Here is a 26,386-nt window from a genome sequence, read left to right on the forward strand (position 1 = left end):
ACGGATCGATATCTGCACGGCGTCGATACCTATGGCAGGGCGACGGCCTCAGCAACGACCCGAGCTTGGCTTACGCCAATTCTGTTGTCGCTCTATTTCGTCCCACTGCCGGAGATCGGGGCACGGGTGGTGCCATTTCTTCTGGTGTTCTATCTTCTGACAGATCTCCGCATGAGATTTCGGCCTTACGATGCGTTGGCCTTTGTCGGGCTGGCCAGTGCCACTGTAGTTCTTATCATATTGGACCCTGCTAAATTCGGTTTCCTGGTCAGCCTGCTTCTGGCGATCCTAATTACCCGTCTCATCAATGAATCACAGGGCAATTGGAATTTGATACCGGTATTGTGGATTCATGCCGGAGCGGTAGCGACCTCGGCACTTACGCTGATCGCATTTGGCTATGACCTGATCCCGCAACTCATTTATGGAGAAAGCCGTCACGCGGTTCACGACAACGTCTTTCTGAAGTTTCGGGTTTCGGGCTTGTATCAAGAACCCTCGACACTTGGGCTGCACATGCTGTTGTTGTCACTCTGGGCCGATCAGACTCACCCCCGGCAACGCTTCGTCAGCATGACTTTTGCAGGGATTGCCCTCCTGACCTTCAGTTCGATCACCATTCTGGCTGCCTTCAAGATCGTAATGGATTTGCGCAAAGTGCTGCGCAGTAAATTCTCCCTGCTGTTGTTGCCCGTCGTCTTGGTCGGCGGAGTCGTTGCGCTGCGGAGTTTCTATTTGTTCTTTGTCGAAAAGGTGTCGCTGTACGCGGGGCAAGGTTTGGAAACGGCCAAACGGTTCGAGGCTTTGTTTTTCACTTGGGACCAGATCGCATTCGACGAATTTAACTTTTTTCAGGGTCATGACACCGACATCATTCAAAAGTTCGTCGTATATGACCTGGGGCCGCTTCTCTCTACCCTCCTGATCTTGGGTTTTCCGGGTGCTTTGCTGGTAACTGCCTTTCTGGTTCGCATGCGGTTTTCGCTGGTAAACATCGCTATTGTGCTCGCAACCAAGGCGACCCTCAACAATCCCTTGCTCTGGATAGCTACACAGCGTTTCACCGGATCGCATAGCTCAGGAAAATGGCCCAGTTCTGGGAATGTGTCTTCTTGAACCTGAAAGAATCCCTGCTCAGTTCTGCCGTGATGCGCGTCGCCTCAGCGGTGCTGACGTTCCTCAACGGGGTTGTCCTGGCTCGTGTACTTGGGCCGGAATTCTATGGCCAATACGTGCTGATCTTTTCGTGGATTTCGCTGGGCTATTTCCTGTCAACCGCCGGCTTGCCTGTGCTCGTCTTGCGCGAGGTTTCCCTAAACACTGTTGAAGGCAACCACTCCCTGAGCAAAGGAGTGTTGATCTTCTCTATCGCCGTTTTCCTGGGTTTGCTTGGCATTTGCGGGCTGGTCTACGGTCTGACGCAGCTGGTCGTTGGGTATGAACCGGTCGAAGGTGGAATGGGATGGGTCGCCTGGGCAATTGTGCTTCTCTGGGGTCTTTCCATCCTGTTCGAAAACGCCACCCGTGGTCTGGGCAGAACAACAATCGGCCAAGTTGCCGAGCTTCTGCTACGACCGGGTCTTGGGCTACTTTTCCTGGTCATCCTGACGCTGATACACACTGTGGGCGATTTAACCTATGAAGACGCAATTCTCGCCCTGTTTGCTGCCACTTTGGCCACGGCGGGGTTCTCCGGCCTGACTTTCTGGTGTTTCACACGCCAACGGTGGAGCGGCCCCGCTCAATTCTCCTGGTTGCCCTGGATCCACGGAGGGGCGCTCAACTCAGCCACCTCTATCCTGATCACGACGTCCTTTCCGATTTCCTTCCTGTTGATCGGTCATATTGCAGGGGCCGAAGAGTTGGGGATTTACCGCGTGGCCTATCAGCTCTCTGTGGCCGCCGGCATGGGACTGTTGGCCGCCAAGGCAGTCATAGCCCCACAGGTCGCCAAGGCAGACAAAAACGGGGGAAGGCGTGCAACAACGGGGGTTTACTTAAACGCGATCCGCCTGTGCATGGGTTTTTCCATACCCGTCGTACTCGCTCTGATGGTCTTTCCCGACCTGATTGTAGAAACCATTTTTGGGGAAACCTTCCTGGGCGGCAAACAAGCCGTCCGCATTCTTGCCCTCTCGGTTCTGATCAACAGCGCTTTCGGGCCCATCGACATCCTGCTGCAGGTCGGGCGCAAAGACAGCGCGTTGATCGTGGCGGCTCTCATCCGCACTGTTTGTTTTCTTTCCTTGGTTGCGCTTCTTACGCCCGCCATTGGAATTACGGGTGGCGCTATTGCCCACACGCTTTCAGTCTCACTCTGGTGCGTGATTCTGCTTTTCTTCCACCTTCGGAGCACGTCGAAATCTGTTGGGTGAGTTGAATCTGGCAGTGATCTCAGCATGCGGGGATGGTTTGGTTCCTCTGAACGGTTTCAGGCCGTAGTGTAGGTGGATTTCCAGCTCGTTTATGCCAAAATAGAGCCCTCGACGCGGCGTTTCTCAGCCGGCAGAGGGGACCAGCCCGACCGATGCGGGCCGACCGGCCTTCAGATATGCAGCGCCTTGCCCAAAGCCCGAAGGCAAGCTTCCTGCAGGCTTTCGGACTGGGTTGGGTGGGCGTGGATGGTTGCGCCGATATCCTCAAGGCAGGCACCCATTTCAATGGCGATGGAGAAGGCGGCCGATAGTTCCGACATTTGCGCGCCAACGGCCTGAATGCCCATAACCGCATGGTCGCTTTCGCGCCAGACCACGCGGACGAAACCGTCTTCGCGTTCGCATGTCATGGCCCGACCATTGGCTGCCAACGGGAAATCGCTGACCTGTGTACCTTCGATCTCATCGGGTAGAGCGCCGCAGGTGACAATCTCGGGGTCGGTGAAACAGACTGCCGGGATCGCGCGTTTGTCCCACTCCACGGCGTGACCCGCGATATGCTCGGCAACCAATTCACCCTGCGCCATAGCACGATGCGCGAGCATAGGGTCACCAGTCACATCCCCGATTGCGTAGATGCCCCGCATCGAGCTCTGACAGGTATTGTCGATCTGAATAAACGGTCCATTCATGGTTAAAGACAATTCCTCAACGCCGATGCCTTGGGTGCGGGGGCGACGGCCAACCGTCACCAGCACTTTTTCGGCGGTGATATCACCCTGATCCGTGGTCAGAATACCATCGGCGAACCCCAGCGCCCTGGCGCCGGGCATGACCGTAACGCCCAGTGCTGACAGATGTTTGGCTACTGGTTCAGTCAGTGCTTTGTCGTAAGTGGGCAGGATGTGGGTCTCGGCCTCGACCACTGTGACCTTGGCACCCAGTTTGGCGAACGCCGTCCCCAGTTCCAGCCCAATATACCCACCGCCCACGACGGCGAGGCTTGAAGGTACGCCCCGCAGCGCCAGTACCTCGGTCGAGGATAGAATATCACCACCAAACGGCAAAAACGGCAGTTCGACCGGGGCTGAGCCGGATGCGATGACAATGTATTCCGCGCTGATTTCGCGGGCTTCTTCGTCAGCACCGGTAACCGACACCGTCTTGCCATCCAAGAACCGGGCACGGCCTGAAACGAACCGGACGCCTGCCTTTTTCATCAGACCTGAGACGCCATTGTTCAGCCGTTTGACGATACCGTCTTTCCAGGCGACGGTCTTGGCAAGATCGATTGCGGGAGCTGCGGTGGTAATGCCAAGCGGCCCGTCATTCATCGTCGCGATACGGTGAAACTCGTCGGCTGCGTGGATCAACGCCTTGGAGGGGATACAGCCCACATTCAGACAGGTGCCGCCGGGCTTGCCCTCGTCCACCACGATCGTGTCGATGCCCAACTGACCTGCGCGATTGGCGCAGACATACCCGCCGGGACCCGCGCCGATGATCAGCAACTTACATTTCAGGTCCGACATTCAGCCCTCCACAAACAGCATGGCCGGAGTTTCCAGCAGGGATTTCAGTTTCTGCACGAAGACCGCCGCATCCCAGCCGTCGACCACCCGATGATCGAAGCTGCACGAGATGTTCATCATCTTGCGCGGCTGGAACTGCTGGCCGTCCCAGACCGGGCGGATCTGCATCTTGTTGACGCCCACAATGGCCACCTCGGGATGATTGATGATCGGCGTGGTGGCCAATGCGCCCAAGGGTCCGAGCGAGGTAATGGTGATGGTACCGCCCTGCAAATCCTCGCGCTGGATCGTGCCATCTCGCGCGGCCTCGGCCAGCCGGGTCAGTTCAGCGGCGTTGTCCCACAGGCTGCGCGCTTCGGCGTGGCGGACCACCGGGACATTCAGCCCGTTTGGCGTCTGCGTAGCGATGCCTACATGCACGCCGCCATGGCGATGAATGATGCCGGCCTCGTCATCAAAACGCGCGTTCAGTCCGGGCTGTTCGCGCACCGCTTCGACAATCGCGCGCATCAGGAACGGCAGCATGGTCAGCTTTGGCCGATCACCTTTGTGTTTATCATTCAGGGCTACCCGAAGGGCGTCGAGCGCCTCAATTTCAACCTCTTCGACGATGGTGATATGCGGAATCTGGCGCTTTGAAAGCTGCATCTTTTCGGCGATCTTGCGGCGCATGCCGACAACGCGCACCTCTTCGATGCCGGTATTGGCACCGCGGGTGATTTGACCCTGCTGAATGCCGCCCGAGGCAATCCACTGATCCAGATCGCTGTGGCTGATCCGCGAGGCCGGACCGGATCCCGGCACGTGGCGCAGGTCGATCCCTTCTTCGCGGGCACGGGCGCGGACCGAGGGTGAGGCCAGCGGCTTGGTGCCCTGAGCTCGAACCACCGCAGGTGCCGCCCGCTCGGGTGTTTTTGCAGGGTCAGGCCTGGGCTCGACCTTTGGCTCTGGCTCGGATTCCGGTTCAATGTCGGGCACCGCAGCGTCGGCAGGGGCGTCGCCTTCGTTGCCTTCGCCGTCGACCTCAATACGGATCAAAGTGGCGCCAACGGCCATCAACTCTCCGATCTCGGCGCCCAGTTCCAGAACTGTGCCAGCCACGGATGATGGCACCTCGACCGCGGCCTTGTCGGTCATCACAACGGCCAGAATATCGTCCTCTCGAACGACATCGCCGGGCTTGACCTGCCATCCGGTCAACTCGGCTTCGGCGATGCCTTCGCCAATGTCCGGAAGGCGGATGATGTGCACGCCCATGGCTCAGTCCTCCATGACAGTTTTGAGGGCTTCACCAACGCGTTCGGGGCCCGGGAAATACTGCCATTCCTGAGCATGCGGATAAGGTGTGTCCCAACCGGTGACCCGGATAATCGGCGCTTCGAGGTGATAGAAGCATTCTTCCTGTACGAGGCTCAGCAACTCGGCACCAAAGCCGCAGGTGCGCGTGGCTTCATGCACGATCAGGCAGCGCCCGGTCTTTTTCACCGAAGCGGTGATCGCGTCCAGATCCAGCGGCATGAGTGTCCGCAGGTCGATCACCTCTGCGTCAATGCCGGTTTCCTGTGCAGCGGCCTCGGCCACATAAACCATGGTGCCATAAGCCAGCACGGTCACATCCGCCCCTTCGCGGGTGACCTTGGCCTTGCCCAGCGGTACGATCTCACCACCTGCTGGAACGTCGCCCTGCTCGTGCTTTTTCCAGGTGGTGAGCGGCTTGTCGTGGTGCCCATCAAATGGCCCGTTATAGAGCCTCTTTGGTTCCAGAAAGATCACCGGATCCGGGTCGGCAATCGAGGCCAGCAACAGCCCTTTGGCGTCGACGGGGTTGGACGGCATCACCACCTTGAGGCCCGACACATGGGTAAACAGGGCCTCGGGGCTTTGGCTGTGGGTCTGGCCGCCAAAAATACCGCCACCCGTGGGCATGCGGATGACTAACGGGCAGGTGAAATCGGCGTTCGAGCGGTGGCGCAAACGCGCGGCCTCACTTACGATCTGATCATAGGCGGGATAGACATAATCGGCGAACTGAATCTCGATCACCGGTTTCAAACCATAGGCAGCCATACCGATTGCCGTACCAACGATGCCGCTTTCATTGATCGGCGTATCAAAGCAGCGGCTCTTGCCGTATTTCTCCTGCAAACCAGCGGTGCAGCGGAAGACACCCCCGAAAAAGCCGACATCCTCACCGAATACAACCACCCGGTCGTCGGCCGCCATGGCCACATCATGGGCATCGCGAATGGCTTCGATCATTGTCATTTGGGTCATGGCTCAATACCCCGCCTGCTGGCGCTGCCGAACCAGATGTGGCGGCATTGTTTCGTAGACACCTTCGAACATGTCGCGCGGGGAGGGTGCCTTGCCGTCGCCCAGGGTGCCGACGCTCTCGGCTTGTTTCTGGGTTGTAATGACGCCGTCCATGATTTCCGCCTCGGCCTGTATATGGCGTTCCTCGGACCATTCGCCGACGGTGATCAAATGCTGTTTCAATCGCTCGATCGGGTCGCCCAGCGGCCAGGCACTGGCTTCCTCGCCCGAGCGATAGGCCGAGGGATCGTCCGACGAAGAATGCCCGCCCGCGCGATATGTCACGTATTCAATCAAGGTCGGACCCAGCCCCATACGCGCGCGTTCGGTGGCCCATTTGGCGACGGCGTGAACGGCCAGATAGTCGTTACCATCGACACGAAGCGAGGGGATACCAAACCCATGACCACGCGCGGCAAACGTGCCCACGCCACCCCGGGCGATCCCCTGAAAGGTTGAAATGGCCCATTGGTTGTTGACGATGTTCAGAACCACCGGCGCCTTGTAGGTCGAGGCAAACACCATCGCCGCATGAAAATCGCTTTCCGCTGTTGACCCGTCGCCGATCCAGCCGGCGGCAATCCGGGTATCCCCCGAAATGGCCGAAGCCATGGCCCAGCCCACCGATTGCACGAATTGCGTGCCCAGATTGCCTGAGATCGAAAAGAACCCGTGTTCCTTTGACGTATACATGATTGGCAGTTGCCGGCCGTTTAGCGGGTCATCGGCATTGGAATAGATCTGGTTCATCATCGTCAGCATCGGATAATCTACCGCAACCAGCAGTCCGGCCTGACGATATGTGGGAAAGTTCATGTCACCGGGTTGCAAAGCCCGCGCGAAGGCACAGCTGATCGCCTCTTCGCCCAAATGCTGCATGTAAAAGCTTGTCTTACCCTGGCGCTGCGCCATCAACATGCGTTTGTCAAATGCGCGCAGGGTCAGCATATGGCGCAAGCCGGCGCGCAGTTCATCTGGCGATAATGTACCTGCCCAGTCGCCGATGGCCTGCCCTTCTTTGTTCAGAACCCGAACAATTGAAAAGGCCATGTCGCGAATATCATCCGCCGCAACGTCGACCGGAGGTCGGAGGACCTCACCGGCGCGGGGAATCTCGAAATCCGAGAAATCCGGCGTATCGCCGGGGCGGCACCCCGGCTCAGGTACGTTCAGCGATAGCGGTTTGGGCGTGTCGCTCATGCTGCCCCCTCATGTCGGTGGTCATGGCCGCGATCCAGAATGTCGTCGACAATTTGATCAGCGACCTTTGTGGTCGAATGGCCGGTGCGTTTCGAAGTTTCGAGGATCTCGGCAATGCGAGTCGCGATTTCTTTGAGCCTGGCCTGACGATAGGTCTCACCTGCCTTGTGGATTTCACCGGCGACGCTGATGATGCCGCCCGCGTTGACCACATAATCCGGCAAATACCGAATTCCGCGCACGAGAAGCGTCTCGGCCACAGCGTCTTCGGCCAATTGGTTGTTGGCCGCGCCGCAGATGAGCTGTGCCGACAGTTTCTGCGCGTTTTCGTGGGTCAGAACTCCACCCAGAGCGCAGGGCGCGAAAATATCCATCTGCGCGTCAAAGACCTGATCCACCGGGCAGATATCCGCGCGCAGATTGTCGCGGGCGAGGTCCAGCGCGGCCTGATTGATATCCGACACGATCAGCGAGGCACCCGAGGCATGCAGTTTTTCCGCAAGGCTCATGCCCACGCTGCCCAGCCCCTGAACCAGCACGCGACGTCCGACCAGATCGTCGCTCCCGAATACGTCTTTTGCCCCAACCTTAAGACACTGAAAAACCCCTTCGGCAGTAAAGGGCGACGGGTCACCACTGCCATGCTCGCCGCCTTCAAGACCAACGGCAAAATCCGTTTCCTCAGCCACAATGCGAATGTCCTCGGGCGAGAAGCCCACATCTTCGGCGGTGTAATACTGTCCGTCCAGCGCGTTGACCGCCCGGCCAAAGGCGCGCAGCATTTCCGGCGTTTTGTCCGTTCGGGCATCGCCGATGATCACCGATTTGCCACCACCCAGCCCAAGCCCGGCCATGACATTCTTGGCCGTCATACCACGCGCGAGGCGCAACACGTCCTCGCGCGCAGCTTCCCGGCTTTCGTAAGCCCACATTCGGCAGCCACCCGCCGCCGGGCCGAAAACCGTTGAATGCAGACAGATGTAAGCCTGTAACCCGTGGCTGGCTTCCTCGGCAAATATCAGGCGTTCGTACCCGGGCGGTGGGGTTTCTTCCGTGATGATCAGGGGCATGATTTCACCATTCGTTTGTATGGCAGGGGTGTCGTCGTTTCGATCCGTCAGGATCATCACGTCCAGCCTATGGTCCTGCGCTGGGTTGAAAAACCGCTTTAGCAAGATAATCTGAAGGAAACAGAGTGGTTTCTGCTACAAAACAAAGGATACATAGTGCCTTACACTACTGATCAGGCGGATCGAGAGATTCTTCGTGCGTTACAAGAGGACGGACGTATGTCATTGGTCCAACTGTCCGAACGCATCGGATTGTCCGCTACACCCTGCAAACGCCGGTTGGCGCGTCTTGAGGAATCCGGGCTGATTTCTGGGTACAGCGCCCGTATCGACCGTAAAACGGCGGGTTTTTCGATTACCGCTTTCGTCTCGGTCGAGCTCGAGAGGCAGGACGCCGAAAAAGTGGCCGACTTTCAGCGCCAGGTCGCGCTGTTTGACGAGGTTGTGACCGGAACGCTGATGACCGGCGCACAGGATTTCCTGTTGGAGGTCGCCGTTGAAAGCCTTGAGGAGTTTGAGGCCTTCCTTCAGACAAAACTCATGCGATTGCCGGGTTTACGCGTGGTGCGTTCGCGGTTCGCGCTGCGCCAATTCATCAGTCGGGCGCGCATCCCATATTGAAAACCAGGGCCGGTCAATGACCGCTGCTGTCGCTGAGTCAGAAACGCTTGATGTTTGGATCTGATTTGAATGACGCGATTTAGTCATTTCTTTAGGATTTGACGATTGATTGAGACACAAATGTCTGAGGTTTCTCAGATCTCTGACTGCAAAAGAGGCATCCGGCACACATCTTTTTTGAATACGTACTCAGAGTTTTGTTGAATACGCATTCAGGATTACCTATCACTATTAGACAAATTGCGAATCGCCAGGGAGGACAAGATGCGCAAACGGACAATTCTCAAAGCCGGTGCCGCGGCGCTGGCTCTTGCAGCGGTGCCGCTTTCTGCTTGGGCAGAAGAGTTGCCCTACGGGCTGAAAGAGGGGCGGCCATACGACGGCACAAAGATCAATGTCTTGTCGGTTGTAACGCCGCAATTCGATGGCCTGATGCTCCGCGACCAGGAGTTTACAGACCTGACCGGTATCGAGGTTGAATGGACCTTTATTCCCTTCGGATCGCTGCAAGAGCGTATCAATGCCGAAGGTGTGGCTGCAAACGGCACGTTCGATGTGGTCAACTATCTCGACAGCTGGGGTCCGCCGAACGCCTATTGGCTGCGTCCGATTGATGATCTGATGGAACGCGACGGTGTTTCGATGGACCGCTATCCCGAAGCATTCGCACGTTCCGCACAGTTTGAAGGTCAAACCCTGGGCTTCCCCCTGCGCGCGCATCCGCAGGTGCTGTTCTACAGAACCGACCTGATCGACGAGCCCCCCACAACCTGGGAAGAAGTCGCGGCCATGGCCGATGGTTGGGAGCACGAGGGCATCTCGCCCATGGCGCTTTACTACAACAATGACGGCAACCGGCAGTCCTTGTTCATTTGGCTGAACTTCCTATGGGGCGCCGGCGCCGAGGTGTTCAACGAGGATGGCACCGCTGGTTGGACAAGTGAAGCGGCGCTTAAGGCGACAGAAGATTACATTGCGCTGTTGACCGAAAATGGCGCGGCCAACCCGAACTCGGTGGCCTTTGTTGAACAAGATGCGCGCCAGAGCTTCATGCAAGGCAACTCCGCCATGATCCCGGGCTGGTGGTGGTTCTATTCCGCCTTTCTCAACCCTGAGACCTCGACCCTGACCGAAGATCAGGTCGGTTTTGTTGGCATGCCGTCTTACACTGGCACAACCCGAACCTACGCGATCTCCATGCCGTTTGGTATTTCGCAGTATTCCGAAAACGAAGAAGCGGCCTGGGAGTTCCTGAAATGGCTCTCGAACCCCGACATGGACAAGGCCAACGCCATCGAGCGTGAGGTTGCGGGTGAACGGATCGTCAACAATGTGGTGACACATATCTCGTCACTGACCGATCCGGATGTGAACGCTGCAAATAACGGCATCCAGATGGCAGCCTGGGATTCGCTCAAACAGTCCGATATCATGCCGCAGATCCCGGAATGGTCAGAAGTTGGTGACATCCTCTCGGCTGCCATAGCCGAGGCGGCATCTGGTGGTGATACCCGTCAGCTGATGCTGGATGCCGCCGATCAGTCCAACCGCGTCCTGCGTCGCGCTGGTCGGATCGAATAGATCAGAACTCCCCATGGGGCTCGGTCACCACTCCTTTTGATCAAGCCTCGTACTGCTCCCTCCTGCCACACGGCGGGAGGGAAATACCCTGATTGGGATCACTCTAAATGCGCGACAATACCCTGAAATACCTGCTGATTATGCCAGCAGTCCTTGTAGTTGGTTTAACCGCCTTGTGGCCACTCTTTGAAAGCCTGCGGCTGTCTTTTACGGTTGGACGGCTGAACCGGCCCGGATCGCTGGACCAGTATCTTGGGTGGGAAAACTACTCCTGGGCCTTCCTGTACGAGCCCGCCTTTTGGAACTCGGTGCAGGTCACGGCAGTCTACACCGTGCTTACGGTGGCGCTGACCACACTTCTGGCCCTGGGGCTGGCCCTGCTACTGGCACCTGGTGGGCGGCTGCGCTCAGGCGTGCAAACGTTGCTTATCCTACCTTTTGCTATGAGCCCTGCTCTGATCGGGGTCAGCTTCCGTTTCATGTTCAACCCCGAATTTGGCCTGTTTGACGCATTTTTTGGGGTCATGATCCCTCCTCTGGCCGACGTCAGTTGGCTGGCCGACCCGGTCTTGGCCTTCGCAGTTTGCGTGATGGCAGATGTCTGGGGCTGGATCCCGTTTCTGACTCTTGTGCTGATCGGTGGGCTCGCCAGCGTGCCGCGAGACACAATCGAGGCTGCACAGGTCGATGGCGCCAGCGGCTGGCGCGTGTTCCGCGATGTTACGCTGCCGCAACTGGCACCGGTTCTGGCCGTTGTTATTATCCTGAAATCGATCTTCAGCCTCAAAACCTTCGATCAGATCTTCATGCTGACCAATGGCGGCCCCGGCACGGCGACGCAGACGCTGTCGCATTACATCTATGTCAACGGTATGAAGTACGGGCAGATCGGCTATGCCTCGTCCGTCGCGTGGCTGATGGTCATCCCGATGATCTTTCTGACCTACGCCTACGCCAAATACGTGTTCCGGAAGGGCTGAGGCGATGACAGGGAAACACAGAAAAAACCTGGTCAATGCGGTGCAGATCGTCCTCATCCTGATCGCGACTTTGATCATGCTTATGCCGATCCTGTGGATCTTCATGGCATCCTTTAAAAACCATATCGATGTGTTCCAGCTCAAGCTGTTCTTCACTCCAACGTTGGAGAATTTCAGCGAGGTGTTCCGCGCGCCGTATTATCTGGGTAGCAAACTCTTGAACTCCACCATCGTGGCCTTCTTCACCGTGCTTTTCGCAATTCCGGTGGCGACCATGGCGGCCTATTCCTTCAGCCGCTTCCGGTTGACGGGCGAAACCGCAATGCTTGTGGTGATCCTGGCCACGCAGTTTGTCCCGGCGGTGGTGATCATCCTGCCTTTTTTCGTCATGTTCCGCGATATCGGGCTGCTGGACACGCGGATCGGTTTGATCCTGGTGAACCTGGCAATCGTGATGCCGTTTGCGATCTGGATGATCAAAGGTTTCATCGATGGCATCCCGATGGACACCGAAGAGGCGGCGATGGTCGACGGATCTTCGCGGCTTCAAGTGATCCGGAACATTGTGCTGCCGATGGCGGCGCCCGGGCTGCTGACGGCCGGCATCTTTTGTTTCATCATCGCATGGAATGAGTTTCTTTTCGCCCTGATCCTGACCAATCGGGATGCGGTGACGTTGCCTGTCGGCCTGGCGCTGTTCCGTGCTGAAGAGGGCGACCTTTGGAATCTGCTGAGTGCGGCCGGCATCATTATCATGGTGCCGATGTTCGTCCTCGCGCTCTTGATCCGAAAATACTTCGTTCAAGGCATGACTATGGGAGCGGTACGCTGATGGCTGATGTCATCCTAAAAAATCTTACAAAAAGCTGGGGTGAGTTTGTCGGCGTCGACAACCAATCACTGGAGATCCACGATCAGGAATTCCTGGTTCTTCTGGGGCCGTCGGGCTGCGGGAAGACCACAACCATGCGGATGATCGCTGGGCTGGAAGACCCGACCGAGGGTGAAATCTGGATCGGCGACAGGATGGTCAACGACGATCTGCCAAAGGATCGAGACGTGGCGATGGTGTTCCAGAACTACGGCCTCTACCCGCATATGACGATCTATGACAACATCGCCTACCCGCTCAAAGTACGCGGCACCCCCAAGGACGAGATTGGTCCGCGGGTGAAAAAGGCCGCGGCGCAGGTGGAATTGACCGAGTTCCTGCACCGCAAGCCCAAGGCGCTTTCAGGTGGTCAACGGCAGCGTGTAGCATTGGCGCGCGCCATCGTCCGGACACCCAAAGTGTTCTTGATGGATGAGCCGCTGTCAAACCTCGACGCCAAGCTGCGCGTGACCATGCGGGCTGAGTTGAAACATCTCAGCCGGGAGCTGCGGATCACCACTGTCTACGTCACCCACGACCAGATCGAGGCGATGACGCTGGCCGACCGTGTGGCGGTGATGAAAAACGGCGTCATCCAGCAGCTTGGCACTCCAGACGAGATCTATAACGATCCCGCCAACCTGTTTGTGGCGGGCTTTATCGGCTCGCCGGCAATGAACCTGATCAACGGATCGGTCAAAGATGGCATGTTTGTCACCACCGGCGGCACACGGTTGGTCCCGGTGAAAGCCGCCGACCGAGCCAAGGTGATCCTCGGTGTACGCCCCGACGACATGCGGGTCTTTGAACCCGGCGAGGCCGAGATCGATGTGCGCATCTACGCCTATGAGAACACCGGCGAGGCGACTTTGCTGACCGTGCAATGGGGCCAGCAGCGGGTCATCGCAAAAGGGGATCGGCACCTGCGGAAAGAGCAGGACGATATGGTCAGCATCTCGCTGAGCAGCGACCACCTCTACTTGTTTGATCCCGAAACCGGAAACCGGATCAGGAGCGATTCCGATGGCGATTGAGTACCTCAAACGGTCCAAACCCGAAGCAGAGCGTGCCGAAGACGACGCGAAGGTGCGCGCCACGGTTGAGGCCACCCTGAAAGACATCGAAACCCGCGGCGATACCGCAATTGCGGAGCTCAGCCAGAAGTTCGACGGTTTCACCCGACCGTCTTTCCGCCTGAGCGACAGTGAGATCGAGGCGGCGATGCAAAAGGTCTCCTCCCGCGATATGGAGGATATCAAGTTCGCCCAGGATCAGGTGCGGGGCTTTGCCGAGGCGCAGCGGGCGTCGATGACCGATATCGAGGTCGAGACCATGCCCGGCGTCATCCTTGGCCACCGCAACATCCCCGTGCAATCGGTGGGGTGCTACGTGCCCGGTGGCAAGTTTCCCATGGTGGCCTCGGCGCATATGTCGGTGCTGACCGCGTCGGTCGCGGGCGTGCCGCGTATTGTGGCCTCGGCGCCGCCGCAGAACGGCGAACCGCATCCGGCGATTGTGGCGGCGATGAAGATGGGCGGCGCCCACGAAATCTATGTTCTTGGCGGCATTCAGGCCGTCGGTGCCATGGCTATCGGGACCGAGACGATTGATCCCGTGCACATGCTTGTCGGCCCGGGCAATGCCTTTGTGGCCGAAGCCAAGCGCCAGCTTTACGGCCGGGTGGGCATCGATCTTTTCGCGGGCCCCACTGAGACCATGGTCATCGCTGACGAGACTGTCGATGCGGAGATGTGTGCCACGGACCTCTTGGGCCAGGCCGAACATGGCTATAATTCTCCCGCCGCAATGGTAACCACATCGCGCAAGCTCGCCGACGAAACCCTGCGCGAGATCGAACGCATTCTCAAGATCATTCCCACTGCCGAAACGGCCCGCACCTCGTGGGAGGATTACGGGGACATGATCCTCTGCGACAGCCACGAGGACATGTTGCAGGTGGCCAATGACATGGCCTACGAGCACGTCCAGGTCATGACCGACCGTGATGACTGGTATCTCGACAATATGCACAGCTACGGTGCCCTCTTCCTGGGCCCGCGCACCAACGTGGCTAATGGAGACAAGGTGATTGGAACCAACCATACGCTGCCGACCAAGAAGGCGGGCCGCTACACCGGCGGTCTCTGGGTGGGCAAGTTCCTGAAAACCCACAGCTATCAGAAGGTCACCACGGATGAAGCGGCAACGCTGGTGGGCGAATACGGCTCACGGCTCTGCATGCTGGAGGGCTTTGTGGGTCACGCCGAACAATGCAACATCCGTGTCCGCCGCTACGGCGGGATCAACGTGCCTTACGGAGAGGGCGCGCCTTATCGCGACGCTGCGGAGTAGGTCTGGGATGTCTGACACGCGTATCACCTCAGCCGATGTCGCCCGGCGCGCGGGCGTCAGCCAGCCCACCGTAAGCCGGGTCTTTACGCCCGGTGCCCAGGTGTCGGCCGACAAGATCAAACGCGTGACCGAGGCGGCGCGGGAGTTGGGGTATCGGCCCAACACCTTGGCGCGGTCTCTGAATACCGGACGCTCCTACACAATTGGCATCGTTCTTGCCTACCTGAAGAATCCTTTCTACCCCGAAGCGTTGCAGAAGCTTTCCGAACGGCTGAGCGAAAGCGGATATCACGTCATGGTCTTTTTCGCCGCAAACATGGCCGAAGAGGTGGACGGTGTTGTCGAAAACCTGCTGGCCCATCAGGTCGACGGGATCATCTTGGCTTCGGTCAGTATGTCGAACCAGCTGACGAACCGATTGGCCGAGATGAACATTCCTTATGTGTTGTTCAACCGTGGGCAAGAAGACCGCTCACTGCCTTCAGTCACGGCCGCGAATTTCGAAGGCGGTCGGATTGCGGGTCGATTTCTGGCAGCGGGAGGACACAAGCGGATCGCCCACATTGCCGGTTGGAGAAAGTCTCTGAACGGTCGCGACCGCCAAGCGGGCTTCGTCGCGGGATTGGCCGAATACGGTATGGAGCCGTTTGCAATCATCGACAGCCACTTCAGACGAAATCTGGCCGTCGAGGCAACTAAGACCCTGTTCAAGGGTATCGAGGTGCCGGATGCGATTTTTGTGGGCAATGACCACATGGCTTTTGCGGTGATCGAAACGGTGCGCTGCGATCTTGGCCTGCGGATCCCCGAAGATGTTTCCATCATCGGCTACGACGACGTGCAAATGGCTGCATGGAAGATCTTTGACCTGACAACTTTGCGGCAGCCCGTGAACCGGATGGTCGACACCACTGTGACGCTGTTGCTCGGCATGATCGAAGACAAGCAACCCCATTCCGGCACCGTTGAAATTGAGAGCGAACTTATGGTCCGCGGCAGCGCCCGCATTCCTGAAAAGTGGGCCGACCCGTGACCCCCTAAATACGACGTCGGCGCAATTGCGTCGCGCTTAAACTGTTATGCACCTGTCTTTTGCCAGCGACACAGCATTAACGACCCCCATGACCAACATCCTGCTGATAATTGGAGAATCTGAATGACACCGCAACAAATGGAAGCGAACATTGTACGCTATGGAGACCTGAGACCGTGCAAAACGGCTTTCATCGACACGCATACGCCGGGCTCGGATCAGAAAGAGAACTTTACCATAATTGGCGGCGGAGTTTCCGAAGGCGCCGACCAGCATGTCCATATCCGTGAGACGCCGGGCTTCAACATCGGTGCCGCTGGGCAACCACCGAATTGCCGCAACTCTTTGCACGACCACAACACGGCCGAGGCGTTTTTTGTGCTGAAAGGCCGCTGGCGGTTTTTCTGGGGCCGTTGGGGCGATGCCGGCGAAGTGACGCTGGAAGAAGGCGATATCTTTAACATCCCGACCGGCGTGTTTCGCGGGTTCGAAAACATAGGCACCGACTATGGGATGATCATGGCATTCCTGGGCGGCGACGATGCCGGCGGTGGCGTGCATTGGGCCCCGCAGGTGGTCGAAGAAGCGGCCAGTCATGGCCTCGTCCTGGGCGAGAATGGAACGCTATATGACACCAAAAAGGGTGAAAGTCTGCCCCAAGGTGTATCGCCGATGCCACTGATGTCCGACGAGGAACTGGCCAAACGGGGCGAGCCGACGACTGCGGATGTGCTGCCGAACCACGTGGCCCGCTACTGGGATTTGATGGCGCTGGCGGATCGTCAGCCTGCCAAGGTCATAGGCCCGGATGCAAAACTGAGGGACCGGCCCGGTTTCGAGGTTGACTTCATCACCCGTGGGTCGATCCCCGAGGCGCGCTATAGCTGCGACGCGCCCGAGGTTCTGATGCCGGTGCGCGGCCATTGGCGTCTGGATTGGGACGGTGGATCGGCCACGCTGAACCCCGGCGACACTTGTCTAGTGCCCGAGGGCCTGTCGCGGTCCGTGGTCCCGTCGATGACCGGAGAGGCCAGCATGTACCGGGTGCGCAGCACCGATGATCCCGCCGGGAAAAGCATGTCGCTGACCTGATGCAGGATCCTCTCCTCCTGCTGCCGGGCATGATGTGCGATGCCCGGCTGTTTGGTCCGCAGATCGATGCGCTTTCAGCAGAACGCGCAATAATGTCGGCCCCTTTGACGGGGGCCGATACCATGGCGGGGCTGGCAGACGCGATCCTGGCGATCGCACCGCCGCGTTTTGCGCTGGCGGGGCTTTCGATGGGCGGCATTGTCGCCATGGAGATCATCCGGCAGGCACCGGAACGCGTGACCCGCCTGGCCCTGCTGGACACCAACCCGCTGGCCGATCCGCCGGACAAAGCGCCAGTGCGGCAGGCGCAGGTCGCCAAGGTGCGCAGCGGCGGTTTGCGCGCTGTCATGCGCGATGAGATGAAACCGAATTACCTAGCCTCCGGGCCGCGCCGCGAGGATGTTTTGAACCTTTGTATGGAGATGGCGGAGGCGTTGGGGGCAGAAGTATTTGCAGCGCAATCTGCGGCGATCCAATCGCGCCCGGATCAAACTGCCACCCTGCGCGGCGTTAACGTTCCAACGCTTGTACTCTGTGGGACCGAGGATGCGCTCTGCCCGGTGGCGCGCCACCAGCTTATGCATGATCTGATCCCCGGCTCCGAGCTTGCCGTGATCCCGGCGGCGGGCCACATGCCGACCCTGGAACAACCGAAAAAACCAATGAGGTGCTTAAGAAATGGCTGACACAATGATCCCCGAAGACCTATTGGCTCTGTTGCGAACGGTCGATACACCCACGGTCTGCAATGCAATCGAAGTGGTCCACGGCAAGCGTGGTTTCAATCGCTTTACCCGGGGTACGATGCACCATTCGAAACCCGGTGATCCGGCGACTGTCGGTTTCGCGCGTACCGCCAAAATATCCGGCCTGGCGCCGCCGACAGAGCCAGCCGAGGTTATTCGCGCGAGGCGCATTGACTACTTTGAGTCAATGGCATCTGGCGACGGTCCGACAGCTGCTGTCGTTGAGGATGTTGACTACCCCAATTGTATTGCGGGCTGGTGGGGCGAAGTGCACGTCGCCGTTCACAAGGGGCTTGGGCTTGCCGGCGCTGTCACCAATGGCGTCATGCGCGACCTTGACGTGATGGACGAGGGGTTTCCGGTCTTGGCGGGCTCCATCGGGCCAAGCCACGGTTATGTGCATGTGGTTGAGATTGGTACGTCGGTAAACATCATGGGCATGCGCGTCGCGCAAGACGAGTTGATACATGCCGACCGGCACGGCGCTCTGGTGATCCCCAACGACGTGATCCCGGCCCTGAAACAGGCAATTGAAACCGTCATAGCCAGCGAATCCATCGTCCTCGATCCCGCCCGTGCGCCCGGCTTCGACATCCAGGTGTTGAAAGAGGCCTGGGCCAGGTTCGAAGCGGCCAGAACCTGAGGCGAGGTAATAGTGAAACCAAAGATCCTTGTAACGCGCAAGCTCACAGCGCCGGTTGAGGCCCGCTTGGCGCGGGATTATGACGCCACGTTTAACCCCTCTGATACCCCGATGACGGGCGCAGAGTTGGCGCAGGCAATGGGCCGCTATGACGCGCTGGTGCCCACGGTCAGCGACAGGCTGGATGCAAACTGTCTGAAGGCCGAAGGGCGTACGGTGCAAATGATCGCCAATGTCGGTGTTGGTTACAGCAATATTGACACCGACGCCGCGCAGGGCGCAGGCCTCACCGTCTCGAACACGCCCGATGTTCTGACGGACGCAACTGCGGATATCGCCTTGCTGCTGATCCTGGCGGCGACCCGGAACGCCTTTGCCGCCGAGGCCAAGCTGCGCACCGGGCGTTGGGCCGGGTTTTCGGTTGTCGACGGTCTGGGCATGAGCATTCAGGGTAAGGTTTTGGGCATAATCGGTATGGGTCGTATCGGCCGGGCCACCGCCCGTCGCGCCGCCCTCGGCTTTGGGATGAAGATTGTGTTTTACAACCGGTCGCCCATCGGCCCTCTCGGGTTCGAGGCACGGCGTCTCGACAGTATCGACGCCGTCATGGCTGCAGCGGATGTGGTGTCAATTCACGTGCCAGGCGGAGGGTCAACCCCTTTGGTCACGGCCAAGCATATCGCAGCCATGAAACCCTCGGCCTATCTGGTCAACACAGCGCGCGGGGACAGCCTCGATCAGGCCGCGCTGATCGAGGCTCTGGCCAAAGGCCGCATCGCCGGGGCAGGGCTCGATGTTTTTGAGAATGAGCCATCGGTGCCGGAGGTGTTGCGCAAAATGGAAAACGTTACGCTTCTGCCCCATATCGGCTCGGCCACCGAGGAGGTGCGCACAGAAATGGGGATGCTGGCCGCGGACAATCTGGATGCATTTTTTGCCGGCGCAGTGCCGCCCTGCAAGGTGGTATGATCATGGCTACTCCGAACCTTGGCGTGATCGCAGATGACTTCACCGGTGCCACCGATATCGGCTCGATGCTGGTGCGCGGTGGCATGTCCGTTGTGCAGACCATCGGTCCGCCAGCCCCGGATTTCGCATTTGGCGACGCCGACGCCGTGGTGGTGGCGCTCAAGACGCGCTCGATCCCAGCCGCCGATGCCGTCACGCAATCGCTTGTTGCATTGAAAGCGTTGCAGGCGGCCGGTGTCTCTCAGATCCAGTTCAAATACTGCTCGACCTTCGATTCCACACCTGAGGGCAATATCGGCCCTGTCAGCGATGCCTTGGCGGCAGAACTGGGCTGTACTCAAGTGGTACATGTGCCTGCGCTGCCGGTGAACGGGCGCACAGTCTACAAGGGGCACCTGTTTGTGGGCGACAGCCTGCTGCATGAAAGCGGGATGCAAAACCACCCGCTCAACCCGATGACCGATGCCAATCTTTTGCGCTGGCTGCGTCCGCAGGTGGTGGGCGACGTGGCCCTGATCGACCATTCCGTTCTTGCAAAAGGAGCCGACAACGTCAGCATGGCCTTAGCCGAACGAAGCGGCGCGGCCCATGTCATTGGCGACACAACCGACGCAGACGACCTTGCCGTCTGGGCGGAAGTCTTGCAGGATGCCCGGTTTTTTGCAGGCGGCTCGGGCCTCGCGACACCTCTGGCACAGAGACATGTCGCATCCCGCAAAGGCGCGCGGGCGGAGCAGGCCGATATCCCCATTTCAGGCGAGGGACATACATTGATCCTTGCCGGAAGCTGTTCCAAAGCAACACTGGCGCAAATCGAGGCGTTTCAGGCCGCGGGCGGCGCTATCCGTCAGTTGGACCCGCTCGCCTTGGATGCGGGCGAGATTACGGTCGAAGCGATCGCCGAATGGGCTGCAGATACGCTTGGCACGGGCCCGGTGCTTATCCATGGTTCGGCCCGCCCTGAAGACGTACAACAGGCACAAGCCCAATTGGGTGAGGCCCGCGCCGGAGCCTTAATTGAAGAGGCCTTGTCGGAATTGGCCGCCCGTTTGACCTCATTGCCGCACCTCGGGCGGATCGTCGTGGCTGGCGGGGAAACCTCGGGGGCTGTTGTTTCTCGTCTGAAGGTTGCGGCTCTCAAAATAGGCGCGGAAATCGACCCCGGCGTGCCCTGGACCCTGGCGCTGGACGCCTCTGGCGCACCGGTGATCCCTTTGGCCTTGAAATCGGGGAATTTCGGGGGCGACGACTTCTTTTTCCGTACATCACAGATAGGGATAACATGACACAAGAGACGCAAATCCGGGATGAGATCGTCGCCACCGCGACATCCCTGTTTGAACGCGGCTACACTCACGGATCCACCGGCAATATCTCCGTACCGGTCGAAGATGGGCTGATCGTGACCCCGACGGGCAGCTCCTTTGGCGCGCTTGACCCGGCCCGCCTGTCGAAACTGGATTTCGATGGCAATCACGTGTCCGGCGACAAGCCGACTAAAGAGAGTTTTTTGCATCGGGCTGTCTACGCTGCCTGTGCCCGTGCAGGCGCGGTGATCCACCTGCACGGCACCCATTCTGTTGCGTTGTCCTGTCTGCCGGTCGCGGACCCCGAGGATGCCCTGCCAAAACTGACGCCTTACAGCCATATGCAATGCGGGCACGTCGCTCTGCTGCCCTACTTTAGACCAGGGGACGTGGCCTTGGCGGAGGCGGTACAGCAAAAGGCCCACAAACACTGGAGCATTTTGCTGGCCCATCACGGACCGGTTGTCGCGGGTACATCGCTGCGAAACGCCATGTACGCGACCGAAGAACTGGAACAGACCGCGCGCTTGGCGTTGATGCTGCGCGGCGCGGATCCACAAACCCTGAACGTTGATCAGATCGCGGATCTGGATCGGCATTTCCCGCCCTGGTGATCGCCTATGCCCCGATTTTCCGCCAATCTTTCCATGATGTTCACCGAATACGCCTTTCTCGACCGCTTCAAAGCTGCGTGCGAGGCCGGATTCGACGCGGTGGAATTTCTGTTTCCCTATGACCATTCGCCCGAGGACGTGGGCAGCGCAGTAACGGATAACGGTCTTGAAGTTTCGGTCTTCAACCTCTTTCCGGGGGATTGGTCAGAGGGGGACCGAGGTCTTGCAGCGCTGGCCGGACGGGAGGCCGAGTTCAAAGCATCGGTCGCGCGGGCTTTGCCTTATGCCGAGGCGCTTGGGGCCCGACGCTTGCACGCCATGGCGGGGATTACAGCGCCCAGGGCCGACAGCGTGACCACTTATGTGGACAATATCCGATACGCTGCCGACAGATTTGCTCAGGCTGATCTTGATCTTTTGATCGAGCCTATCAACCCGCGAGCGATGCAGGGGTACTTCTTATCGACGACTGAGCAAGCAATGGCTCTGATCGAGCGTATCGCGCACCCCAGAGTACGGTTGCAGTTTGATATCTTCCATCATCAGATCACGCGGGGCGATGTCATGTCGTCCGTGACCGACTGCAAGGATCTGATTGGCCACATTCAGATCGCCGGTGTGCCGGATCGCCATGAACCCGATACGGGCGAGTTGAACTATACCGAGATATTCCGGCACATTGATCAGATCGGCTATTCCGGCTGGGTTGGCTGCGAGTACATCCCGCGGAATGGAACGCTTGATGGCCTGGGCTGGTTTCGGGGAGAAGGGTCCGCATGAAAAACAAAGGATGCTTCGCACGGTGAACCTTCGAACATCGTATTGGAGGGCCGGACTTCCCGAAGGATGCGTTAAGCTTTCGGCTATCTCGTCATCCAGCCTGATGAAGCTTATACAGCGGTCTGTACCCAATGGCGGCGCTCCAACGCGCAATCGGACTTGGCGGTGTAATGGCTGTCCGAGTTTTGACGCAACGTCCTTTGGATTTACGCTCTCGTTTAACAAGTTGACGTAAACGTCAGTCTGTTATCACTTTTTTGACTAACCGATCAAAAGTTGACGCAAAACTGCAATTTCTTCCCCCTTACGAAGTACAATGCGTTTCCTAAATGCGCCGTGTCGCTGCGGATCGTCACTCACGGAAAAACGTCCTTGCGCCCGTCCCACCATTGGGCTCGGACACGGTTCGCAGCGGCAAAGTCTTTTTGCGCTTTAGGGTCGAAGGAATCTGAATATGCAAATCAAATCACTTCTAGGTCGCTTGAACCCAGCTGATTTGATCAAACCCGCGCCTGCCCGCGACGCAGACACCCCGTCCCCGGCATTGGACGACAAGCACCCGCCGCTGGAAAAATCCGAGATAACGGCGCTTTTTGAGGCTGCATTTGAAGAAATGCAAAATGATCTGCCCCTTAGCGGCCGGCAAGAACCCCTGACACGTTCCAACATGCCTGAACGTGAAGTACGCAGCTGAAAGCTTGGTCCATCCCGTAAGGGTTGCGGCGCGGTCCGAACCCCCGAGATACAGCCTGGCTGCACAACTTGCACTGGGCAGCGCCGGCAGTCACGCCTGTTTTTCGACCGGTTCCGCGTCGACGTCGATCACGTCGGTTTCGTCGGTGGTTTCGGCCTCCGGTTCCTCGGGCGGTTCAGGCTGATCCTCAAGTGCACCCACGATCAACGGCAACATGTGAGCGCCCGTCGCACTAGCAATCTCTGGCGTCTGAGGAGTTTGCCAACTGAGCGTATCAAAGCTGCCGCAATTCTGGCAGACCGGCGCCCATTCAGCCTGAATGTGATGACAGTTGTCGCACACCCACTGAGGCCCGCGCGGAGCGTTCAGCGCCTTGGCCAGCCAACCCTGGACGACGGCGTCCGTCGCACCCTCGCCCCGTTCTATTGCAGCCATCAACGTATAACCGCGTGCATCGGCCTGTTTTTCAATCACGTCGCCCAGCGCCCGGCGTGCCTCTGGGAAGTCTTCGGCGACGATGTTCAACTCTGCCAGAATCAGGCGGGTTTCCATATTCTCCGGGTGGATACGCGTGAGTGCAGAGAACCGCTTGATCCGCTCCTGAGGTGTTTCATCCGGTGCGATCTCGGCAAAAGCATGGGCGAGGTCGGGATGCGGCTGAACCTCCCACGCTTTTTTCAGGATCTTGGTGGCCGCTCTGGGTTTGCCCTTTGCGATATAGGCACGCGCGGCCATGGCAGCGGCAGGCACCAAATCAGGCGACAGGCGGTTGGCTTCAATCGCGTGTTCCTGCTGCTCCACACTGGCGGTCTCGTCCAGAATGTCCTTGGCCTCTGATAGCGCCAGAACCGCGTCGCGGCGTTTGAAAACATCGCGGGGCAGGTAGCCGGCTTTCAGTTTCGACGTCAAAGTCGAGCGGGCGCCGGCCCAGTCCTGCGCCTTGGTCTGCAGTTTCAGCAGAACGTCCTGCGTTTCTTCGTGACGGGGTTTAATGGCCAGTGCCTTTTCCGCCAGCTTCCGCGCGGTTTCGTCGTCACCCTCGGCTAGCTTTTGTTTCATGATGCCGCGCACGCCGACAAACCGGGTCGCGTTGTTTGTGACAAGCTTTTTATAGGTCTCGGACGCTTTCTTGGTGTCGCCGGTCAGCTCGGCGGCCTGTGCCACAAGCAGATTTGTCAGCTCGGGTTTGTTCAACAGTTTTTCGGCTTTGTTGGCCTTGGTCATAGCCACGCGACCCTCGCCCGACGCCAGCGCCATCACTCCGTCTGCAAGAGCCTGATAGCCGCGCTGTTCGCGGCTGCGGTCGAAATAGCGCGACAGGGCCGTTTCATTGCCGTTGAGGAACTTCAGCGTCGCGATCAGCAGGCTGAGCAGTTTAAAGAACAGCCATACCGCAAAAACCAGGACGCCCAGCGCAATCACCGATTGCAGCGGGCTCAGCGTGTATTCCGTTCCGGCGACAGTGACCTGCACGCCGCCGCTGGTCTGCATCAGGAACTGGGCCCCAAGGGCCAGCAGGCCAATAATCGCTACAAAGACAAGGATCTTAAACAATGACCACAGCATGGCAGGTCCTTCAGTTCGAGTTCAGGCTGGAAGCCAGCGTGTCGGCGGCATCAATGGCGGACACCCGCGTTTGAGCCGCCTGCTCCCATTCGGCCATTGCGGTCTGCGCCGCTTCGGGCAAAGATTTCAGTTCGCTCAGCGCTTTTGACAGGTCCCCATCCGACAGCGCCGCCTGCGCACGCGAGAGGATCGCGTCCGGATCGTCGCCGTCCTGCGGTGTCACCGAACGCGCGCCGGTCTGACGCTGGAGGAAGGCGATTACGCCCGTTCCCTTATCCGCGTCCCGCGCGTCCGCCAAAGCGGATCGGGCCGCAGGGGCAAATGAGGTGCGCAGCGATGACAGGGCCTCAACACCATTTTCCGCAGGCCCCGATAGCGCATCGGGAACTTCCAGGCCTCCGGCTTTCAACTCATTCACCAGCTCGCTGTAGGATTGGCCAGCGTCCAATTGGCTGCGCAGGCGCGACAGGATGGCCGCATTGGTCGCGGCCTGGGCCTCTGCCGAGGCTTTGGCCTCCAAGGCCTGTGCATCTGCAACCATTTTCTCGACCTCGCTGCGCTGGGCGGCCAGCGAGTCGCGCAGCTTTTCCAACTCAGCTTCAAAGGCGGCGGTGGCTTCGGGCGAAACACTGGCCTCGATCGGGTTCTTTTCCAGCGCGGACAGACGGTCGGTTAGTGGGCCCACCTGACCCGTCAATGTGTCGACGCTGGACTTCACCGAGGTCAAATCGGTCTCGACCGGCGCGAGCTTGTCCGCCAATGCCTTGACCTGAGCCGACAGGTCCGAGACATCGGAGTTGTCCGTAAGCGTTTTGGACAGGTTTGCGATCTGGTCTGATTGGTCTGTCAGTTTGGCCTCAAGTGTGGCAATCGCCTCTGACGTATCCGTTGCGCCCATCGGTATTAAATCACTGCGCCCGGCGACAAACCCGATGGCTGCCGCGATGACGCCGCCAACTAGGGCGGGAACAAACCCACCGCGTTTCTCGACAACGCGCTCAACGGGCTTTTCCTCTTCCTGCGCCGGCGCGGCTTCGGCTTCGGCTTCGGCTTCGGAATTCACCTCTTCCGCAGGGTCTTTTAGGTCAAGGGACGTGTCTGCAGAACCCTCATCACGACCAACGGCCTCATCGACTGCATCGTTCGATTTGGGGTCTTCTACCGGTTCCTGATCGGATTTCTTCTTATCAGCCACCGTCGCATTCCCCTTATCGATTCTAAAAACAACTGAATTACGGGCGTGGCCAAGTTAATCCGCGCCTGTCTCACCCTCAACCCGCATCACATGTTTCACAAGTTTTTTAACGGCTTTCCGCATTTTCTTAGGCGTTGGTTCCTTGGCGATTTTCAATCGCTCATAGGTCAAGGAATAAAGGGGTTCGGCTGTCGCCTCACTTATTGCGGCCAGCCATAACGGCGCGGATCCGGTCCAGACATCGGCAAATTGTCGCGCGGTGCGCGGCGAGAAAATCGGCGCGATTATCGGGACTTCCCCAATGGCGGCTTGCGATGCCTCATCGCTCAGCGGCAAAAGGCGCTGCTGATACACCGGCTGTTCCCGGGTCGTCACCCCCAACTCGGTCAGCCGCTCGGCCACCTCACCGCGAGTGTGCTCGCCGCGCAAATGCAGCAGAGGACCCTCGGGGCGGAGCTTGACCAGAGCGGCGACAAGTTCCTCGGCCGTTCCGCCTGCCATTTGCGCCCGCCAACCCGAGCCTTTTGCGGTTCCCGTTGTTGCGGGACCGACGCAATAGGCTGGCAAGTCTCGGGTCACTCCCAGCGAAGCCGCGGCGTTCACGGCGTTTGCCGAGGAAAAGATCAGTCCCCGGATTCCGCTGGTGATCACCTCGACGCCAAGCGGCCTGATGTCGAGCAATGGAGAATGGATGACGGTGACCCGGGACATGGTGCGGGTCGGCAGCTGCGCCAAAAACCTCTCCGAGGCGGCGCGCGGGCGGGTCATCAACAGATACAACGGGCGGCGCCTTTGGCCTTGGGATTGTTTGCGTCCGCGCAGGGTGATACCCCGCTTGGCAGTCATGATGCA

Annotated in this window: 25 protein-coding genes; 17 read left to right on the top strand and 8 right to left on the bottom strand. The window is 58.9% G+C overall.

Annotation, left to right across the window (positions count from 1 at the left end):
* The first annotated feature begins 84 nt into the window (after positions 1-84).
* Together ACR3ES_RS03160 and ACR3ES_RS03165 are read left to right on the top strand one after the other, a co-directional pair.
* On the top strand, positions 85-1,116 hold the full coding sequence (locus tag ACR3ES_RS03160) for a hypothetical protein (protein WP_480458655.1): 1,032 nt from the start codon (positions 85-87) through the stop codon (positions 1,114-1,116).
* Entirely contained in the window at positions 1,086-2,375 is a 1,290-nt protein-coding gene (locus ACR3ES_RS03165) for an oligosaccharide flippase family protein (RefSeq protein WP_170431424.1), read from the top strand. The genes ACR3ES_RS03160 and ACR3ES_RS03165 overlap by 31 nt, the downstream gene beginning before the upstream one ends.
* A 170-nt stretch (positions 2,376-2,545) precedes the next feature.
* Here the strand turns inward: ACR3ES_RS03165 and lpdA are convergent, their stop codons facing one another.
* Genes lpdA through ACR3ES_RS03190 form a run of 5 tightly spaced genes read right to left on the bottom strand, consistent with a single transcriptional unit; the run spans position 2,546 to position 8,595 of the window.
* The gene (lpdA, locus tag ACR3ES_RS03170) at positions 2,546-3,907 is read right to left on the bottom strand and encodes a dihydrolipoyl dehydrogenase (RefSeq protein ID WP_170431422.1); all 1,362 of its coding nucleotides are present in this window, start codon (positions 3,905-3,907) and stop codon (positions 2,546-2,548) included.
* Positions 3,908-5,164, bottom strand: a complete 1,257-nt coding sequence (locus ACR3ES_RS03175) for a dihydrolipoamide acetyltransferase family protein (RefSeq protein ID WP_170431420.1) — start codon at positions 5,162-5,164, stop codon at positions 3,908-3,910. It abuts the gene before it with no gap.
* A gap of 3 nt (positions 5,165-5,167) precedes the next feature.
* Entirely contained in the window at positions 5,168-6,181 is a 1,014-nt protein-coding gene (locus ACR3ES_RS03180) for an alpha-ketoacid dehydrogenase subunit beta (RefSeq protein WP_170431418.1), read from the bottom strand.
* 3 nt (positions 6,182-6,184) lie between these two features.
* Complete coding sequence (locus ACR3ES_RS03185) at positions 6,185-7,420, bottom strand: 3-methyl-2-oxobutanoate dehydrogenase (2-methylpropanoyl-transferring) subunit alpha (protein WP_170431416.1); 1,236 nt, start codon at positions 7,418-7,420, stop codon at positions 6,185-6,187.
* A complete protein-coding gene (locus ACR3ES_RS03190; RefSeq protein WP_480424787.1) occupies positions 7,417-8,595 on the bottom strand; it encodes a Glu/Leu/Phe/Val family dehydrogenase in 1,179 nt (392 codons plus the stop codon). Before ACR3ES_RS03190 ends, ACR3ES_RS03185 begins: the two co-directional genes overlap by 4 nt.
* Positions 8,596-8,646: 51 nt before the next feature.
* Between ACR3ES_RS03190 and ACR3ES_RS03195 the strand changes: the two genes are divergently transcribed.
* The 15 genes from ACR3ES_RS03195 (at position 8,647) to ACR3ES_RS03265 (ending at position 22,773) form a co-directional block, all read left to right on the top strand.
* On the top strand, positions 8,647-9,111 hold the full coding sequence (locus ACR3ES_RS03195) for an Lrp/AsnC family transcriptional regulator (protein ID WP_480424788.1): 465 nt from the start codon (positions 8,647-8,649) through the stop codon (positions 9,109-9,111).
* 264 nt (positions 9,112-9,375) lie between these two features.
* The gene (locus ACR3ES_RS03200) at positions 9,376-10,692 is read left to right on the top strand and encodes an ABC transporter substrate-binding protein (RefSeq protein ID WP_170431414.1); all 1,317 of its coding nucleotides are present in this window, start codon (positions 9,376-9,378) and stop codon (positions 10,690-10,692) included.
* A gap of 107 nt (positions 10,693-10,799) precedes the next feature.
* On the top strand, positions 10,800-11,672 hold the full coding sequence (locus tag ACR3ES_RS03205; protein ID WP_170431413.1) for a carbohydrate ABC transporter permease: 873 nt from the start codon (positions 10,800-10,802) through the stop codon (positions 11,670-11,672).
* A 4-nt stretch (positions 11,673-11,676) separates the two neighbouring features.
* Complete coding sequence (locus tag ACR3ES_RS03210; RefSeq protein WP_170431411.1) at positions 11,677-12,504, top strand: carbohydrate ABC transporter permease; 828 nt, start codon at positions 11,677-11,679, stop codon at positions 12,502-12,504.
* On the top strand, positions 12,504-13,577 hold the full coding sequence (locus ACR3ES_RS03215) for a sn-glycerol-3-phosphate ABC transporter ATP-binding protein UgpC (RefSeq protein WP_170431409.1): 1,074 nt from the start codon (positions 12,504-12,506) through the stop codon (positions 13,575-13,577). Before ACR3ES_RS03210 ends, ACR3ES_RS03215 begins: the two co-directional genes overlap by 1 nt.
* Entirely contained in the window at positions 13,567-14,895 is a 1,329-nt protein-coding gene (gene hisD / locus ACR3ES_RS03220; protein WP_170431407.1) for a histidinol dehydrogenase, read from the top strand. Before ACR3ES_RS03215 ends, hisD begins: the two co-directional genes overlap by 11 nt.
* Before the next feature lie 7 nt (positions 14,896-14,902).
* Entirely contained in the window at positions 14,903-15,928 is a 1,026-nt protein-coding gene (locus ACR3ES_RS03225) for a LacI family DNA-binding transcriptional regulator (RefSeq protein WP_170431405.1), read from the top strand.
* A gap of 123 nt (positions 15,929-16,051) precedes the next feature.
* Positions 16,052-17,020 carry a cupin domain-containing protein gene (locus tag ACR3ES_RS03230; protein ID WP_170431403.1) on the top strand — a complete coding sequence of 323 codons (969 nt, stop codon included), beginning with the start codon at positions 16,052-16,054 and terminating at the stop codon, positions 17,018-17,020.
* Positions 17,020-17,706 (top strand): alpha/beta fold hydrolase, encoded by a 687-nt coding sequence (locus ACR3ES_RS03235; RefSeq protein WP_480634684.1) that lies wholly within the window; start codon positions 17,020-17,022, stop codon positions 17,704-17,706. Before ACR3ES_RS03230 ends, ACR3ES_RS03235 begins: the two co-directional genes overlap by 1 nt.
* Positions 17,699-18,409, top strand: coding sequence for an RraA family protein (locus ACR3ES_RS03240; protein WP_480424791.1), 711 nt, complete (start codon positions 17,699-17,701; stop codon positions 18,407-18,409). Before ACR3ES_RS03235 ends, ACR3ES_RS03240 begins: the two co-directional genes overlap by 8 nt.
* A 12-nt stretch (positions 18,410-18,421) precedes the next feature.
* Positions 18,422-19,378 (top strand): 2-hydroxyacid dehydrogenase, encoded by a 957-nt coding sequence (locus ACR3ES_RS03245; protein ID WP_480424793.1) that lies wholly within the window; start codon positions 18,422-18,424, stop codon positions 19,376-19,378.
* A gap of 2 nt (positions 19,379-19,380) precedes the next feature.
* A complete protein-coding gene (otnK, locus tag ACR3ES_RS03250; RefSeq protein ID WP_170431399.1) occupies positions 19,381-20,664 on the top strand; it encodes a 3-oxo-tetronate kinase in 1,284 nt (427 codons plus the stop codon).
* Complete coding sequence (gene otnC, locus ACR3ES_RS03255) at positions 20,661-21,299, top strand: 3-oxo-tetronate 4-phosphate decarboxylase (RefSeq protein WP_170431397.1); 639 nt, start codon at positions 20,661-20,663, stop codon at positions 21,297-21,299. The genes otnK and otnC overlap by 4 nt, the downstream gene beginning before the upstream one ends.
* A gap of 6 nt (positions 21,300-21,305) precedes the next feature.
* Positions 21,306-22,079 (top strand): 2-oxo-tetronate isomerase, encoded by a 774-nt coding sequence (gene otnI, locus ACR3ES_RS03260; protein ID WP_170431396.1) that lies wholly within the window; start codon positions 21,306-21,308, stop codon positions 22,077-22,079.
* Between the two features lie 454 nt (positions 22,080-22,533).
* Positions 22,534-22,773, top strand: coding sequence for a hypothetical protein (locus ACR3ES_RS03265; RefSeq protein WP_170431394.1), 240 nt, complete (start codon positions 22,534-22,536; stop codon positions 22,771-22,773).
* A 90-nt stretch (positions 22,774-22,863) separates the two neighbouring features.
* Here the strand turns inward: ACR3ES_RS03265 and ACR3ES_RS03270 are convergent, their stop codons facing one another.
* The 3 genes from ACR3ES_RS03270 to ACR3ES_RS03280 are packed head-to-tail and all read right to left on the bottom strand — an operon-like array spanning position 22,864 to position 26,380.
* Positions 22,864-24,339 (bottom strand): heme biosynthesis HemY N-terminal domain-containing protein, encoded by a 1,476-nt coding sequence (locus ACR3ES_RS03270; RefSeq protein WP_170431392.1) that lies wholly within the window; start codon positions 24,337-24,339, stop codon positions 22,864-22,866.
* A gap of 10 nt (positions 24,340-24,349) precedes the next feature.
* Positions 24,350-25,534, bottom strand: coding sequence for a hypothetical protein (locus tag ACR3ES_RS03275; protein WP_170431390.1), 1,185 nt, complete (start codon positions 25,532-25,534; stop codon positions 24,350-24,352).
* Between the two features lie 54 nt (positions 25,535-25,588).
* Positions 25,589-26,380: a uroporphyrinogen-III synthase gene (locus ACR3ES_RS03280; RefSeq protein ID WP_480424795.1), complete on the bottom strand. Its 792-nt coding sequence runs from the start codon at positions 26,378-26,380 to the stop codon at positions 25,589-25,591.
* Between the last annotated feature and the right edge of the window lie 6 nt (positions 26,381-26,386).

It is taken from the genome of Ruegeria sp. B1 (genome assembly GCF_056535885.1).